The organism is uncultured Campylobacter sp. (genome assembly GCF_937981295.1).
Lineage (GTDB): Bacteria > Campylobacterota > Campylobacteria > Campylobacterales > Campylobacteraceae > Campylobacter_B.
The window spans coordinates 1-15,826 of sequence record NZ_CALJPC010000006.1 but is presented as its reverse complement, the minus strand read 5'-3'; the positions used below and the strand labels follow the sequence as shown (position 1 = coordinate 15,826).

The following is a 15,826-nucleotide window of genomic DNA, read 5'->3' as shown; positions in this document are numbered from 1 at the left end:
TGCGAAACAGAATTGTGATTATACAAGAGCGATGCTTAAAGGGGGCTGAATAATTGAGAGAAATTTTAAAAAACGATTTGGAAAATTTTAAATTTTATAATGAAATTTTATGCTTAACGCGCCTAGCACAAATTTCATCTCCAACCTCCGTAAAAATTTTATAAATTTTGCAAACGACAGCATCCAAACTAAAATTTCATTATACCGCGATATATCGCAATATCGCAACCGCCGACCGCATCCATTCGCCCGTAAAACCCACTTGCAAAACACTTAAGCGCACGATTATAAGATTTCGCTATAATCACGTCCGATTTAAAATTTATCAAAATTTAAAAGGACCTTTATGCGCGCAATTTTTTCTATCTATATCTTCATCATCGCAGCCCTTATCGGCATCGAGCTCTCGCTCGGCGCACTCGTCGCACCCGTGGTATTTTTCCCGCAGCAGATTATCGGAGATGGCGTGCTATCGCACTTCCAAAGCGGCAAGCTGATGAGCGAGATCTTTGTAAAATACGGCGGCATCCTCATCGCAGTCTCGATCATCTGCCTCGTTTTTGAGATGATAAATTTCAACAACAACAAATCCCAATCCTTTCGCTTGCGCCTTTCGACCCTGATGCTGACGCTCGTAAATATCATTTTAGCCCTACTTTTCGTGCTTTACTTTACCGACTACGTTATAAATGCCCAGAAGATCGGTGCAGAAGCGATGACGACGCAGGAATTTGCCCAAATCCACGCGGCTAGCGAATGGTGCATGAAACTCATCATCGTGTTTCAAACGGTGCTGTTTTTCGCAAAAATCCTCCCCGCCCTCGCCGCAAAAAAGGCAGCACCGGAGCAAAGCGCAGCCGATGCAGATTAAAATTTACTACGAAGACACCGACGCACAGGGCATCGTGTATCACGCCAACTACATAAAATTTTGCGAGCGAGCGCGTAGTGAGGCGCTTATGCAGGCAGGAGTGGACTTCGCGCGCGCGGACGCATACTTTGTAGTTAGCGAGCTTTGCGCTAAATTCCTCCGCCCCGCGCGCCTCGGCGATACGCTTGAAATTCACACGAGCCTAGCCGCGCTCAAAAACGCCAGCGCCCTTTTGCGGCAAGAAATTTACAAGATCAAAGATATTAAAAACACGGATTTCAGCGAGCTTTTATACGTGCAGGACGTAAAAATCGCCTTCGTAAAAGACGGCAGGCCGATCAAATTTAGCGCCGAAATTTTAGAATTTTTCAAATCTTTGAGATAAATTTATTTCGCGGATTCAAATTTGCCTAGTCGTGCGGTGCAAACATAGCGCAGACCGGCTTTTCGGCGTAAAATCCAAAAATACGCAGAGCTCTTGGACGGTAATAAAATTTGCGAACTTAGTAAAATTTACGACATAGAATTTCACTCGTCGTTAAGGTTTAAATTTAATGCTACGTCGCGACGCAAACCCCTCACGCGCCCCAAGATAGCCAGATAGAAAACAAAATTTGAAATATCAGAATTTTGCAATGGCGTTAAATTTTGCCTTGCCCCGCCGCTTTATGAAATTTCTCGCCCTTAAATTTCAACCCGCGCAGATCGAGTCTGTGTTTTACTCCGCTAAAATCCCGCTAGTCCGTGAAATTTAAGCAGGTCAAATTCGTCCCGTCCGCTCGCCCGCCGTAACAAAAATCACGATGCGCGTGCAAAAAACCGCACACAAAATCAAAATAGCACGCAGAGCAAGCGCCAAAATGCGCCTCACAGCAGCTCTTTTATCTTTTGCAGATCCTCTTTGAAAAGCTCCGCCTTGCTCGGATTTTGCGCGATAAATGCAGGATCGAAGCTCGGCACGAAGCTGATGCCGCCCTCGTTAAAGACCGAGCCGTGCAGCACGTCCATGCCCGCTAGATCGCCGTTTCGTAGCACGATTTTACAGCAAAGCTCCCCTAGGCAGAGCACGACTTTGGGTTTTAAAATTTTGATTTCGTCGGCAAGATAGGGCGCGCATTTTAAAATTATTTCCGAGCTTATGCGCCTATTTTGCGGCACCGCGCACTTTATCAAAAAGCTAAAATAAATTTCTTCCGGCGCGCAAATTTGATCTAGCGCCGCTGCTACTTCAGCCTCCAAACCGCCGCCAAAACCTTCGTTAGCGCCCGGTGCGAGAGCTACGATCATAAGTTTTACGTTCGCGGGAGTTTTAGAATTTTTGAAATTTTTGATAGTTTTGAAATTTTTAAAATTTTGCTCGCCGCTTCCCGCGCGCGTTTTGGCAAGCTCGCAGAGATTGCACTCGGCGGTAGCGGATTTTAGCGCGTCCAGCGCCTTGAAAAATCGCGCGCCGCCGCTTAAAATTTCGGCGCCTACATAGCGATAGCCGAACGCTTTGTAATAAAGCAGTCTGCGTAGTTGCGAGCTTTGCACGGAGCGCCTACGATCTGTTTAAATTTCGCGCGATGAATCCGCGATCAAACTGCGCCAAATCTTTGTAAAATTTCGCCCTAAAGCCATGCTCGCGCAAAAACTCCGAGAGGCTCTGCTTTTGATCGTAGCCCATCTCGCAGGCTAGAAATTTTGCGCGCCGTGCGGCGATCAGCACGATGCGTTTTAAAATTTCATCCCCCCTCTCGCCGCCAAACAGCGCCTGTTTCGGCTCTTGCAGCACGCGCGCGTCCAATGCGTAGGAGTTTGCGATGTATGGTGGATTTGAGACGATTAGATCAAACTCGCCAGCGATCTCATCCGCGTAGGCGCAGTGTACGAACTCGATGTCTGCACCTAAGCTTGCGGCATTTGCGCGCGCCACCTCAAGCGCATCCGCGCTGATGTCGCTAGCCGTGATACGGCAAGCAGGAAGTAGCTTTTTTAAGCAGATAGCGATTATGCCGCTGCCCGTGCCGATCTCGCAAATGCGCGGCTCGCCCAAGCTCTGCGCCAAAGTAAGCGCCTTTTTTACTAAAATTTCGGTCTCGCAGCGCGGTATCAGCACCCGCTCGTCGACGTAAAATTTAAAGCCCATAAACTCGCAGCTTTGCGTGATGTATTCAAGCGGGCGGCCGTCTTTAAATTCAACGATCTTAGCGCGAAATTCCGCTTCATGCGCGAGCTCTTCCGAGCATCTTAGCACGAGCTGCTCGTCACTAAGTCGCTCGCAAAGCTTTAAAATTTCGCGCGCGACGTATTTTGAGCCGCACTGCTCCAGCCCCCATCTTAGCGCCTCAGCGATCCTCATCAAGCTCTCTTATGCGCTCGTACAGGCTCGGGTGCGAATGATACACCGCGGCGTAAATTTTATGAGCGAGCGGAAACGCCTTGTTTTCGCTGCCCAGCTTCTTTAGCGCGCCGATCATGCTCTCTTTATCCTGCATGCTCGCGCCATGTCGGTCCGCGCTAAATTCGTGCATACGGCTAAGCTTGGAGATTACGGGCTCAAAAAACGCATGCAAGATCGGCGCAAACAAAATCATAAAAACCAGCGTCGCGCCGCCGCCCTCGCTAAGCCCTAGCGCGCCGAACACGCCTGCGGGGAGGTTTCCGAATACCGCAAACGTCACGCCCAAAAGCACGAAGCTAAGCGCTAAATTTTTTAAAATGTCGCCGTGTTTGAAATGCCCGAGCTCGTGCCCTAAAACGGCTAAGATTTCATCCTCGCTAAGCTTTTCGATGAGCGTGTCGAAAAGCACGACCTTTTTCGTCGCGCCGAAGCCGCCGAAATAGGCGTTTAGGCGCTTGTCGCGCTTGCTCGCGTCGATCGTAAAAACGCCGCTACTTTTAAAGCCGCAGCGCTGCAAAAGCCCCTCTATGCGCTCTTTTAGCTCGCCTTGCTCTAGCGGTTGCATCTTATTAAACAGCGGCGCGATAACGGTCGGATAGATTAAATTTATCAGTAAAACTACGCCGAAGCTTAGCAAAAAGCCCCAGACCCACCAGTGCGCACCCAGGCTATTTACGCAAAAAACGAGCGCAGAGGCTACCGCAAAGCCAAAAACCAGCGTGAGCGCAAGCGATTTTAGCGCGTCTTTTACGAAAACGGCGGGCGTTATCGTGGAAAAGCCTAGGCGCCTGTCTTTAACGAAGGTTTTGTAAATCTCAAGCGGAAGCGATATCGCGCCGCCGATGATTAGAAACGCTGTTACAAAGCAGCTCCCCGCCAAAATCCCGTCGCCCGCTAGATCATATATCGCGCGCTGTAACGCGCCCGCGCCCGCAAGTATCCAAATAAGCGCCACCGCAAACGAAAAGCAGTGCGAAAATATATTAAATTTTAAATTTACCGCACCGACCTCGCCCGCCTTGCGATAATCCTCCTCGCTAAGCACCACCGCAGGCTCTTTTAGCTTGGCGCGGATGAAGCTTAGCTCGAGCAGATCGAGCGAAATTTTATAAATCGTGTAAAGCGCGTATAAAAAGATCAAAAACCAAACCATCGCGCCTACTTTAGGCTCTCGGCGAGCGAAAGCACTTCGTAATATTCATTTTCCATACTGTTTAACGTTCCTCTTTTTTCTTCAAGTTCTTCAAAAAGCCCCTGCATACCGAGCTTTTGATAAATTTCAGGCGTCGAAAGCGCGTGATTTAGCTCTTTTATACGCGCCTCGATAGCCTCGATTTTAGCGGGATACTCCTCTAAAATTTTATTCTGTTTGTAGCTAAGCTTCGCGGCGCTCGTTTTTTCCTTTTTATTTTCGCGGCCGCCTTCGTCCGCGCTCGCGCTCGTGCCAGCGTCGGCCTCGATCTGATCAATCTCCGCCATCTCGTCTTCAAACTCCAAATACTGCGAATAGGGCATTTGAATTTGATCGATGACGCCGTTTTTTTCAAAAACCCAAAGCTTATTCGTGATCTTATCGATGAAATAGCGATCGTGGCTTACGATGATTACCGCGCCTTCGAAACTTAGCAGATAATCCTCCAAAATATTGATCGTTGCGATATCAAGATCGTTCGTCGGCTCGTCCAAAATCAAACAATCGTACTGCTCGGTAAAGAGCTTGGCAAGCGCCAGGCGGTTCTTTTCGCCGCCGCTAAGAACGCCTATGGGCTTATCCAAAAACTCCTTCGGAAACAAGAAATTTTTCAAATACCCATAGACATGCATGTAGCTGCCGCGGACATTGATGTGATCGCCGCCGTTGGGGCAGAAAATTTCGATTATGCTTTTATCGTCCGTAATGCCGCTGCGGGTCTGATCGAAGTAGCCGATCCTGATCTCGCCGCGTTTGATCTCGCCCGCATCGATCTTGCTACGGCCGAGTAGAATTTTAAGCAGAGTGCTTTTGCCCGCGCCGTTAGCGCCTACGATGCCGATGCGCTCGCCCTGCAAAACCCGCGCCGAAAAGCCCTTGAAAAGCACCTTGCCGTTTAAAATTTTACCGATATTCGTGCATTCAAAGAGCATCTTTTTGCGATTGTCGCCGCCCGTGCCGTTAAAGCTCCTGCTCGCGCGCTCCAGCTCGAGCCGCACGCGACGGATCGCACCCGGATTTTTCTTCGCATCCTGTCTCATCTGCATGATGCGCGCCTTGCGCCCTTCGTTGCGCTTTAGGCGCGCCTTTACGCCGCGGTGCAGCCACTCCTCCTCGGCGCGCAGCTGTTTAAGCAGCGTCTCGTGGGATTTTTCGAGCGAAGCAAGCATCTCCTGCTTGCGCCTCAGATAGTTCTCATATCCGCCGTCGAAATTTGAAATTTTACCCTCTTCGATCTCGATACTGCGCGTCGCCAAGCGGTCGATGAAGTAGCGATCGTGGCTGATAAAAACGATCGTCTGCTTCGAGCTAAGCAGCATATCCTCTAGAAATTTCACCATATAGACGTCGAGGTGGTTCGTGGGCTCGTCCAGCAGCAGCACGTCGGGCTTTTTAAGCACCAGCGCGCCCAGCGCCACGCGACGAATTTCGCCGCCGCTAAGCGTGCAGACGGAGCGGTTTTCATAAATTTTAAGTCCGAAATTTTGCAGCACCTGCTCGATCTTATTATCGATCTGCCAGCCGTCCTTGGCCTCGATAAATTTAATCAATTCGTCTTGGCGCGCCAAAAGCTCCTTGTTTTCGGGCTGCGCGGCGATTTTGCTCGAGATCGCGTCGTATTCGCTAAGGGCGGCGTAAATTTCAGCTAGCTCCCTTCGCAGCGCGTCTTTGACCGAGAGATTTTCGTTAAATTTAGGCGTTTGAGCGAGCATCTGGATGTTTAGCCCGTTTTGAGTGATCACGCGTCCCTCGTCAATCTCGCACAGACCTGCAATTATCTTCATCAACGTGGATTTGCCGCCGCCGTTTTTACCGATCACGGCGACGCGCTCGTTAGCGTCCAGTGCGAAATTTACGCCGTCTAAAACGACGTGAGAGCCGAATTTTTTCGTAACATCGATAAGCTCGATCAAAGCCAATTTTAAGTTCCTCTAGTGTTAAATTTGATGATTTTACACAAAATTCTATTAAATTTTAATAACTTTTAAGGCTTTAGCGATGCAAAGTTTGGAATTTGGCGGCTTGCGCGTAGAAATTTTCGCCCCGCACGCGCCGTCTTTTGCGCCTGCGCCGAATATTCTGCCCGTTGCATCATTTGCCACGCCTATGACGCAGTCCGTCCAGCCCGCTACGTCGTTCGCTACGTCTACGCCACTTCTGTCGTCCGCACCTATCATCTACCTGCACGCCTTGGACTTTTGCGCGGATAGCGTGGGCGAAATTTACGAGCTCGTCTCGCGACAAAGCGGCGCGGATTTCGTGCTTGCGGCGATCTATCTAAACGAGGCGCAGTGGGGCGATAAGCTTAGCCCGTGGTCGGCAAAGTCGCCGTTTAAGGGGGTGCGCGATTTCGCAGGCGACGGCGCGGCGCACTTGAATAAATTTACGAACGAGTTGATCCCGCGTATCGAGCGGCACGTATTGGGTGCGGGCAAACCTGCGTGGCGAGCGTGCGCGGGATACTCGCTGGCTGGACTTTTTAGCGCGTATGCGGCGTTTGCGAGCGATAAATTTCAAAAGATCGCCTGCGTCTCGGCGTCGTTTTGGTTCGGCGGATTTGACGCCTTCGTCGCCGCGCACTCGCCGCAAAGGGGGCTGGCGCACGTCTACGCGTCCTTGGGCGAGGCCGAGATGAACCCGAAAAATCCGCGCGGAGCACTCTGCGACGAGACGGCGCGAAATTTTATCGCAAAATGCCGCAGTGCGGGCGCAAAAGCGGAGTTTGAGCAAAATCCGGGCGGGCACATGCAAGATGAGATCGCAAGAATTTCAAAGGCGCTTTTAAGCCTTATAAATTCTTAAAATTCGGGGAAATTTAAAATTTAGCGGGGCGATAGATTAAGAGGCTGTGGAAGCCTGAAAGAAACGAGCTAAGAAGCGTAAATTTAAGCAATCTGCCGCTGGAATTTCTCGCGCAACGGTTTTTTGTGCGATGCAACGAAATTTAAAATACCTCCGCGTTAAAATTTCAGAGCATGAGCGATGCGACAAGAATGGCACAATGCAATGCGGCGCAAATGACACAGCGCGTCGTCGGTGCTTTAGCGGCTTTGATAAGTGCGAATCGGTTTTGAGCGTAAATCATGCGACGTCTCGTCGCTGTGGCATGGGGTGGGGTGCAAATCGCAAACGAGCCACCACCGAATTTTGCTAAACGGCTTGATGCAAATCGCGAGCAGAGGCTGTTAATTTTCGTAGAAAAGTACGGGGCTAGTAGTTTAAAATTTTAAGCGAGCCGTTGTTATAAAATTTAAAGCAAAATCATGTCGCGGCTAGGATTTAGCGTGCCTGCAAGCTAAATTTAAACAGCAGCGCGTCGCCGTGTATGATCCCGCCATTTTGTTTAGTTTACCGGCGGGCTACATTTACCGCCGAAATTTCAAAATTTGCGCTGCACCAAAGAGAGCTTCGGCACTACGATACATGCCGCTTGGTTTAAATTTTAAAATTTAGCAGTTAGTGAGCACTAAGCCGATATTTGCCGAATTTGCGGCGGCAGAATTTGCAGAATTTTGCGAATTGCCGTTTACAGAATTTTGTCCTGTGAAATTTCGCGCCGCATGCTTCATTATCAGCTCTCTACCGCGCACTTTGTCCGGAGCCACTTCGCCTTTTCTCTCGCTATACAGACAGCGCCGACCGCTCCATTACTCGCGCCCACTATGTCATTTGCTACATTTGCTCGGAACCAACTGCAAAAAGCTGCAAATGCACCGAATTCTAACCGCACACTCTAAATTTCACCATCTACGCAAAGGGCAGAATTTTTTTGTAGTTGCTCCACAGCTCGCTCTCCTCGCCGAAATACGCGAGCAGCCCGCGCGCGTTGCGATCGAAAGGGTTGGGCTCTTTATGCAGCGCGATACGCTGCGACAGGCGCAGATCGTAGGTGTTGTATATCGCAGAATACGGCACCGGAAAGTCTGAAGCGTAAAACAGGCGCGAGTGCACGTCCGTTTGGCTCGCCAGATGTGGCAGGGCTTTCGCGCGCACCGGCGTCATCAGCGCCGAAACATCGGCGTAGAGGTTCTTGTGTGTGCGCAGAAGCGCTAAAAGCGCGAAATAATCGTGTCCGAAATTTCGCGGGCGGCGCGAGAGCGCACGAAAAATATGCGAATATTCGTAGTTAATCGCCATGTGCGCACACACCGTCGTGACGCCCAACTCAAGCGGCGCATAGATCATCTCCAGCGCCTCGCAGCGGCGCGTGCTCGGCACCGAGCTTTCGTTGCCGACGTGGATCACCAGCGGCAAGCCGAGCTTGGCGAGCTTTTCAAAATACGGCACGTAGCGGGGCAGCCTCGTATCCAGATCCCAATAATTTTGTAAAAATTTCGCCCCCTTAAATCCGAGCTCGAAGCAGCGATCGATCTCATCGAGCGCGTCCGCCCTTTTTGGATTGATGCTAAAAAACGGCACGATGAGACCTGGGTTTTTTTGATAAATTTCAAGTACGCTGTCGTTGTCCGCACAGACGGTCTTATCGCGATGGATTAGCTCGCCCGCGTCGCTAAATTTAGCATCCACGCCGAAAAGCACCGCCTTTTTAACGTATTTCGAAGCTCTAAGCCCGCCGAGCAGAGCGTCCACATAGGCCTCGTATGGCTCTTTGATCGCGCGCGATACGTCTATGCCGAAGCGCCTGCCGAAAAGGCGCAGCGCGAGCCTGTCGTAAGGGCGATCGAAGCGCACCTCCTTGCTTAGCAGATGGACGTGAAAATCAATCGTTTGCATCGGGGATCCTTGGGAAAATTTTGCCGAGTTTATATCAAATTGCGGTAAATGGTTAGAATTTTAAATTCGGATTAAAATTTACGCACCGCGCCCTGCCGCGCCTTTAAATTTTAAAATTTAAACCTCGCCGCAAGAGCCGCTAAATGATATTTAATGCCGTTTTAAAGCTACGGCGATATACTTGCGATTTGAAAAGTTATTTCAATTAAGGAGCGAAGATGGAGTTTGAAATTTTAGAAAATTCCGCCGATTTTAAGCCTGGCGATCTGGATGAGATAATGGTATCGATCGGCTGGGATACGGAGCAAAATGCAGCCTCCGTGCCGCCGCACGAGACATACAGGGTGTGGCGAACCTATGATTACGTGGCGATCGCCAAAACGCAGGGCAAGACCGTGGGGGTGCTGGAGGCGTTTTGCGACCGCGACAACTTCGCTACGAGCTATCTTTACTGCGTGATAGTTCATAAGGATTATCAAAGGCGCGGTATCGGCACGGCGCTCGTGAATGCCTTTAATAAACGCTTTGCGCACACCACCACCTTTGTTGTAACCCCTTTACACAAAGCTGAGGGCGCCGGGGAATTCCTACAAAAGTGCGGCTTTAAGGACGCGTCGGAGCACTTTACGATCCACACGAGGAAGCGAAATTCGATCTAGCGGGCATAAATTTTAAAATTTTATCGAGCTTTAGCTCTAAAACGGTTGGAATTTTAAATTTAGCTATGAGCTGCTATAATCGCTAAAATTTAAGGAGCCAAAATGATCACTATGCAGATCCAAAGCGGCGTCGATCGCGATACTCTCGAAACTTTTAAGAAACTTTTTTTAAAAATCGATCCCTCCGCGCAGATCACTCTAAGCGGCGAGAAAAGCTTAGAAACGATTTTATCGGAGTTTAGATCAGGCGAAAGTTACGACGAGATAAAAAACGGAATGGATGCGGACTTAAAATCATACGCGAACGGCGATCTAAGCGGCTTTGAGGAGCTAGGCAAGGGCTGGAAAAATTGAAAATAATCCAGTCTAAAAAATTTCGCGCGCAACTTAGCAAGATCGTAGAATTTATCGCAGAGCGCTCAGGGGATGCGGCAGAAAATTTTAAAAACGAGCTTTTTGCGCGAGCAGGCAAGCTTGGCTTTATGCCGTATAAATTTCGTAGATCAAAAAGCTTTGACGATGATAAAATTAGAGATTTTGTGTTTAAGGGTTTCGTAATCCCGTATCTAATAGATGAACCCAACGATACGATCGTTATCCTAGCGATATTTAAGCAAAATCTATTGAGATAGCTTGACGCTTGTTTAAAACATCTGCGTTTAAATTCCGCGCTCCGTTTATTAAAATTACTTATTCGCCGCCGCAGTAGCGTCAAAGAAATCAACCGCTCGTCCCCGCTAAATCACCGCATATTCGCGCCGGGCGCCGTAAATTATAATTTTACGCATGCCGCGCAGCATGCAAAAGCAACTACACTCGCCCCCCTGCGTAAAAGCAAACCTAAAAGAATTTTCGGCTACAATTTCCCCTAAATAAAGGCAAAATATGAAAGAAATCTCGCTACTAAGGCTCTCACTAGCAATCTACGTCGATATGTTTTTGCGCCTCGTGACCACGCTTATCAACACCTACATGATCTCGCGCGTGGACGTCTCGCTAGTAGGCGCGCTTGGGGCTGGCAACGAGATATTTTTGCTCTTCATCACGGTTTTTGGCTTTCTGGCCGTAGGCTGCTCGGTTCTCGTAGCGCAGGCGCTGGGAGCAAAGAACAAAGTCCTAGCCATGCGCGCGATCCACACGAGCATCGCATTCAACGCGCTCGTGGGGCTTTGTAGCGGCGTTTTCGTCTTTAGCTGCGCGCCGTTTTTACTCCGCGCGCTGCAGGTGCCCGCCGAGCTTTTGAGCGAAAGCGCGATCTATCTTAAGGTCATCAGCATCGTCTTTGCGATAGACGCCGTAGCGATCGTGCTTAGCGCCATCGTGCGCGTCTACGGATACGCAAATTTCATCATAGCAGTCTCCGTGGTGATGAATCTAGTAACTCTCGCGGGCAACTACGTCGTGCTCTTTAGGCCGTTCGGACTGCCGTACTACGGGCTTGAGGGCATCGGCGTGAGCACCATCGCGGGGCGTATGATCGGTGTATGTTTATTCTTCCTCATCATCACGAAGGTGCTAAAGATAAAATTTTACCTCACGATGTTTTTAAAGATCCAGTTCGCCACGCTGCGTAAAATTCTATCCGTAGGGCTTCCGAGTGCGGGCGAAAACATGCTGTGGATCGTGCAGTATCTCGTCGCCTTCGCCTTCGTCGCAAGCATGGGCGAAGCGAGCCTTACCGTGCAGACGATCTATTTTCAAATTTCATCATTCATCTTCTTCGGCGGAAGCGCGATCAGTATGGCAAACGAAGTGATCGTAGGCCGCCTCGTAGGCGCCGCCAAGCCGCAGGAGGCGTACCGGCACACTTTTACCGCGCTGCGCTTTGGGCTCGGGGCGACGGCGCTTTTCGTCGCGATCGTGTTTTTAGCGCGCGAGCAGATTATGGAGATGTTGAGCCTAAACGAGGCGCACAGGCAAGTCATGCGGCCGCTTTTTTATCTCACGCTGGGGCTTGAGTTCGGACGGACGCTTAATATCGTGTTCGTAAACGCCCTGCGCGCAAGCGGCGACGCGAGGTTTCCCTTTGCGATGGGCGTGATCTTTATGTGGGGCGTCTCGATCCCCGTGGGCTGGCTTTTGGGTATTCATTTGGGGTATGGAATTTTGGGCGTTTGGATCGGGTTTTTCTGCGACGAGTGGCTGCGCGGCAGCGCGAATACGGCGCGATGGATAAGTAAAAAATGGCAGAGCAAAAAGTTAGTCTAAATTTGCTAGGTTTGCCGATCAGTCTGCGTTTTAAGCGGATGAAATACGCACGCATCCGCATTAGCAAGGACTGCGAAATCAGCGTGAGCGTGCCGCGCTCCTACACCGCGGCGCAGGCAGAAAGCTTCATCCTAAAGCACGAAAGCTGGATCCGCCAAACGCTGGCGCGACTGCAAAGCAAACTTTTAGCGAGCGATCAGGTTAGAATTTTAGGCAAAATTTACAAGCTGAAATTTAGCCGCGAGGCTGAGCTCGGTACAAACTGCGGCGCGAGTGAAGTTTCAAATGATAGTGTGCGGAGTTGTGTAGATGGGGGCGCGAGTAGCGACGCAGGAAGTGAAATTTTAAAATTTCACTCGGGCGGGCGCGCTCTGCAAAGCAGCGATGCAGGCAAATTTAACTCTGCCACAAGCGACAAAATTTTAAAATTTGACCCTGCCGCAAGGGACGGAATTTTAAAATTTAAACCTGTCGCGGGCGAAGGAATTTCAAAATTTAAACCCGCCGAGAGCGGAGAAATTTCAAATTTTAGCTCTGCCGCGAGTGAGGAAATTCTGCTCATGAGCGAAAAAATTTCAAAATCCGCGAGCGAAAACGTGCCGCAAAATGTAGCGCAAAGCGCGCAAGCGGCGGAGCGCGACGAGCCCGATTTTACGATCAAAAATTTTATCCAAAGCTCTAAATTTAAAGATAAAATTTTCATATCGGGGGGAGCGATCTTTTGCGAGAGCGAGGGCGAGTTTGCGGCGTTTAAAAAGGCCTTTGCGCTTGAGCTTTATCTGCGCTATATCGCGAAATTTTCCCCGCGGATAGGCCGCAAGATCGCGCGGGTGCGGGTGCGCAAAATGCAGACGCGCTGGGGCAGCTGCAACCACGCCAAGGGCTATCTCAACTTCTCGCTAAGCCTGATAGAGCGGGATCCGCGCTTCGTCGAATACGTCGTGCTGCACGAGCTCGCGCACCTCATCCATGCAAACCACGGAGCGGATTTTTACGCGCTTATCGCGCAGATTATGCCCGATTTTAGGGCACGTATCAAACTAGGTAAAGGCTAATTTGCGAACGGGGCGCCCGTTTAAATTTTATGCCGCTGCGTCGCAGTTCTTGCAGCAGTCGATAAATTTCAACTGATCCTTTTGCTGTGCCGTAGCAGACCGCAGCCAGTCCGAACTCGCGCGGCGTAGGCGGCGAAATTTCGCAAATTTTCGCAGGCCAAAACGCTAATCTAAGGCCGCAAATTCCACGTATTTCTCCATCGCAACCAGCAGGAGCCAGCGCGCGGTGGGGCTGAAAAAATAGTGGTGTTCGGGGACCTGCTCCATTATAAATTTTAAAAAATCGTAAAAGTATTCGGGCACAAATTTAACCTCGGCGCTCGTTAGACTATCGCCCAGATAGTGGATTTCGCCGCTCAAAATCCTCGCTTTTACCGCGGGGTTTGCGTCTATGAAGCTTCTAGCACCAGCAAAGCTCAGGCAGTCCGCGGTCGCGTAATCTTTCAAACCCCGCAAGACGGGCTTGGAGCCGACGAAGGTGAAATTTTCCTCTATAAAGCGCGCTCCGCCCTCGCTTACCTGCCAGCGATCGCCCAAGCTCGATAAAAATGCAAAGATCTCATCGTCCGCGGATCTGAAATTTGCAGGCTCATTTTTGCGATCCATTTTCGTCCTTTTTAAATTTGTAGTCGCTTTTGCGGCGCGCGAGCCGCGACCCTGCTATCGTTTTGTAGCACTCTAAGACCGCTGCGGACACAGATAAAATTCTACTCGCAAGCATTACCCTATAAAACCGCCGCGCAGTGTTTGCAGCGATCAGACAGAGGGCGCTTAGCAAACGACCACTAAACGATAAACGTCTCACCGAACGATGGCGAGCAAGCAAACAAGCGGTAGAAGGTAGTCAAGCGGCAGGCGCGGCTAAATTTAAAATTCCGCAGCCCGCCGAACTAGAGCTTAAATAATTGCCGCGCAAGGCAGATCAAGGCAGCTTACTTGAAAAAATTCTTGATTTTATCGAGTATCCCCTCGTCGTCTCCACCCTTGCTGCCGAAGCTTTCTTGAAGCTCGCGCAAAAGCGCCTCTTGCTTCTCGTTCAATTTTTTAGGGGTTTGGACGTTTACCTGCACGATCAGATCGCCGTTTTTCTTGGTGCGGATATTCGGCGCGCCCTCGCCGTAGATCGTGAAGCGCTGCTTGTCCTTGGTGCCTACTTTGAGTTTCAGCTCCGCCTTGCCGCGCGGCGTCGGCACCTCGATACTCTCGCCCAAGATCGCCTGCGTGAAAAACACCGGCACCTCGATATACAGGTCGTCTCCGTCGCGCAGGAAGTGGCTATCCTCCTTCACGCGCACGATCACATACAGATCCCCGATTTCGCCGCTTTTAGAAACGTTGCCTTTGCCGCTTAGGCGCACGCGCTGTCCGTCGTCGATGCCTGCGGGAATGTCAAATTTAAGGCTCACGTCCTCTTCGGTAAAGCCCTTGCCGCCGCAATCCTTGCACCTGTCTTTTACGATCTCGCCCGTGCCGCCGCATTCGGAGCAGCTTTGGATAAAGCTCATATATCCGCGCCTTACAGCGACGCGCCCGGTACCGCCGCAAGCGGAGCAGGTGTGTCTTTTTTTATCCTTCGAGCCGGTGGCGTCGCAGGCGGAGCACGGCTTTTTGATCTTGTATTTTATCTCCTTGTGAACGCCCTCTAAAGCCTCTTTAAACTCCAACGTTACGGCTAGTTCGGTATCTATACCGTATGGATCGCTAGGGCGTGAGCGACCGCCTCCGCCGAATGCCTGCTCGAAAAAATCGCCGAAAATAGAGCTAAAATCAAATCCTCCGCCGCCCGCGCCGCTATATGCGCCGCTGATGCCCTCTTTGCCGTAGCGATCATACATCCTGCGCTTTTGATCGTCGCTTAAAATTTGATACGCTTCGTTGATCTTTTTAAATTTTTCCTCCGACTCCTTGTCGCCTTGGTTGCGATCGGGATGGAATTCCAAAGCGAGCTTTCGAAACGCCTTTTTTATCGTCTCGGCGTCGGCATCGCGCGCCACGCCTAAAATTTCATAATAATCTTCTTCCACGAAATTCTCCTTGAACTATACAAAAGGGGCAATTTTATCTAAATTTAATAAAACGCAAGTTAAGACTTAACTATTTTTATGTATAATGCAATATTTAAAATTTCAAATCAACGATGCAAAGGATAAAAAATGATAAATGTATTGATGATAGAAGACGACAGCGAGTTCGCACAGCTTCTAACCGAATATCTGGCTAAATTTAACATCCAAGTTACAAACTTCGAAGATCCGTATCTGGGCATTAGCGCGGGGATCAAAAACTACGATCTACTGATTTTGGATCTTACGCTTCCTGGGATGGACGGACTTGAGGTCTGCAAAGAGATCCGCGAGAAATACGATATTCCGATCATCATCAGCTCGGCTAGAAGCGACGTGAGCGATCGCGTCGTAGGCCTTCAGATCGGCGCGGACGACTATCTACCTAAGCCTTATGATCCAAAAGAGATGCACGCGCGCATCATGAGCCTCATCCGCCGCTATAAAAAAGCTAGCGAAAAGGAAGAAACCGCCACGGATAGCGTATTTCGTATCGACGACAAGCGCCATGAAATTTACTTCGGCGAGGAGTCGCTCGTGCTAACGCCTGCGGAGTATGAAATTTTAGAATACCTGATCAAGCAGCATAGTTTTTCGGTATCTCGCGAGCAGCTCGTATACCATTGCAAGAGCCTAAAAGATAAAGATTCAAAGAGCCTAG

The 15,826-nt window shown here is 50.0% G+C and carries 18 protein-coding genes; 10 read left to right on the top strand and 8 right to left on the bottom strand.

Annotated features, from left to right (window positions below; all coding sequences use genetic code 11):
• Positions 1-346 precede the first annotated feature (346 nt).
• Both Q0135_RS00990 and Q0135_RS00985 read left to right on the top strand, forming a co-directional pair.
• Positions 347-871 (top strand): DUF4149 domain-containing protein, encoded by a 525-nt coding sequence (locus tag Q0135_RS00990; RefSeq protein WP_297987540.1) that lies wholly within the window; start codon positions 347-349, stop codon positions 869-871.
• Complete coding sequence (locus Q0135_RS00985; protein ID WP_297987538.1) at positions 861-1,256, top strand: YbgC/FadM family acyl-CoA thioesterase; 396 nt, start codon at positions 861-863, stop codon at positions 1,254-1,256. The genes Q0135_RS00990 and Q0135_RS00985 overlap by 11 nt, the downstream gene beginning before the upstream one ends.
• A gap of 482 nt (positions 1,257-1,738) precedes the next feature.
• Here Q0135_RS00985 and Q0135_RS00980 read toward each other — a convergent pair whose 3' ends face one another.
• Genes Q0135_RS00980 through abc-f form a run of 4 tightly spaced genes read right to left on the bottom strand, consistent with a single transcriptional unit; the run spans position 1,739 to position 6,365 of the window.
• Positions 1,739-2,404, bottom strand: coding sequence for a uracil-DNA glycosylase (locus Q0135_RS00980; protein WP_297987536.1), 666 nt, complete (start codon positions 2,402-2,404; stop codon positions 1,739-1,741).
• A 7-nt stretch (positions 2,405-2,411) separates the two neighbouring features.
• A complete protein-coding gene (gene prmC / locus Q0135_RS00975; RefSeq protein WP_297987534.1) occupies positions 2,412-3,212 on the bottom strand; it encodes a peptide chain release factor N(5)-glutamine methyltransferase in 801 nt (266 codons plus the stop codon).
• Positions 3,199-4,407: a M48 family metallopeptidase gene (locus Q0135_RS00970; protein WP_297987533.1), complete on the bottom strand. Its 1,209-nt coding sequence runs from the start codon at positions 4,405-4,407 to the stop codon at positions 3,199-3,201. The genes prmC and Q0135_RS00970 overlap by 14 nt, the downstream gene beginning before the upstream one ends.
• 5 nt (positions 4,408-4,412) lie before the next feature.
• Complete coding sequence (gene abc-f / locus Q0135_RS00965; protein WP_297987532.1) at positions 4,413-6,365, bottom strand: ribosomal protection-like ABC-F family protein; 1,953 nt, start codon at positions 6,363-6,365, stop codon at positions 4,413-4,415.
• A 79-nt stretch (positions 6,366-6,444) separates the two neighbouring features.
• Here abc-f and Q0135_RS00960 point away from each other — a divergent pair, with 79 nt between their 5' ends.
• Positions 6,445-7,248 (top strand): alpha/beta hydrolase-fold protein, encoded by an 804-nt coding sequence (locus Q0135_RS00960; RefSeq protein ID WP_297987530.1) that lies wholly within the window; start codon positions 6,445-6,447, stop codon positions 7,246-7,248.
• Positions 7,249-7,895: 647 nt separating this feature from the next.
• On the opposite strand, the gene Q0135_RS00955 is transcribed toward Q0135_RS00960, so the two are convergent.
• Positions 7,896-8,051, bottom strand: a complete 156-nt coding sequence (locus tag Q0135_RS00955; RefSeq protein ID WP_297987529.1) for a hypothetical protein — start codon at positions 8,049-8,051, stop codon at positions 7,896-7,898.
• Between the two features lie 142 nt (positions 8,052-8,193).
• On the bottom strand, positions 8,194-9,180 hold the full coding sequence (locus Q0135_RS00950; RefSeq protein ID WP_297987528.1) for an amidohydrolase family protein: 987 nt from the start codon (positions 9,178-9,180) through the stop codon (positions 8,194-8,196).
• Positions 9,181-9,398: 218 nt separating this feature from the next.
• Here Q0135_RS00950 and Q0135_RS00945 point away from each other — a divergent pair, with 218 nt between their 5' ends.
• The 5 genes from Q0135_RS00945 (at position 9,399) to Q0135_RS00925 (ending at position 13,102) form a co-directional block, all read left to right on the top strand.
• Positions 9,399-9,839 (top strand): GNAT family N-acetyltransferase, encoded by a 441-nt coding sequence (locus Q0135_RS00945; RefSeq protein ID WP_297987526.1) that lies wholly within the window; start codon positions 9,399-9,401, stop codon positions 9,837-9,839.
• A gap of 102 nt (positions 9,840-9,941) precedes the next feature.
• Positions 9,942-10,193 carry a hypothetical protein gene (locus tag Q0135_RS00940; RefSeq protein ID WP_291939341.1) on the top strand — a complete coding sequence of 84 codons (252 nt, stop codon included), beginning with the start codon at positions 9,942-9,944 and terminating at the stop codon, positions 10,191-10,193.
• On the top strand, positions 10,190-10,471 hold the full coding sequence (locus tag Q0135_RS00935; RefSeq protein WP_297987523.1) for a type II toxin-antitoxin system RelE/ParE family toxin: 282 nt from the start codon (positions 10,190-10,192) through the stop codon (positions 10,469-10,471). Before Q0135_RS00940 ends, Q0135_RS00935 begins: the two co-directional genes overlap by 4 nt.
• Positions 10,472-10,724: 253 nt before the next feature.
• Entirely contained in the window at positions 10,725-12,047 is a 1,323-nt protein-coding gene (locus tag Q0135_RS00930) for an MATE family efflux transporter (protein WP_297987521.1), read from the top strand.
• On the top strand, positions 12,023-13,102 hold the full coding sequence (locus Q0135_RS00925) for a M48 family metallopeptidase (protein WP_297987519.1): 1,080 nt from the start codon (positions 12,023-12,025) through the stop codon (positions 13,100-13,102). The genes Q0135_RS00930 and Q0135_RS00925 overlap by 25 nt, the downstream gene beginning before the upstream one ends.
• A gap of 165 nt (positions 13,103-13,267) precedes the next feature.
• On the opposite strand, the gene Q0135_RS00920 is transcribed toward Q0135_RS00925, so the two are convergent.
• Positions 13,268-13,708 (bottom strand): hypothetical protein, encoded by a 441-nt coding sequence (locus Q0135_RS00920; RefSeq protein ID WP_297987517.1) that lies wholly within the window; start codon positions 13,706-13,708, stop codon positions 13,268-13,270.
• A 137-nt stretch (positions 13,709-13,845) separates the two neighbouring features.
• Here Q0135_RS00920 and Q0135_RS00915 point away from each other — a divergent pair, with 137 nt between their 5' ends.
• Positions 13,846-14,007, top strand: coding sequence for a hypothetical protein (locus Q0135_RS00915; RefSeq protein WP_297987515.1), 162 nt, complete (start codon positions 13,846-13,848; stop codon positions 14,005-14,007).
• 27 nt (positions 14,008-14,034) lie between these two features.
• Here Q0135_RS00915 and dnaJ read toward each other — a convergent pair whose 3' ends face one another.
• On the bottom strand, positions 14,035-15,126 hold the full coding sequence (dnaJ, locus tag Q0135_RS00910; protein WP_297987514.1) for a molecular chaperone DnaJ: 1,092 nt from the start codon (positions 15,124-15,126) through the stop codon (positions 14,035-14,037).
• 129 nt (positions 15,127-15,255) lie between these two features.
• Here dnaJ and Q0135_RS00905 point away from each other — a divergent pair.
• Positions 15,256-15,826 (top strand): response regulator transcription factor (locus tag Q0135_RS00905; RefSeq protein ID WP_297987512.1); only part of this gene is annotated, 571 nt, incomplete at its 3' end.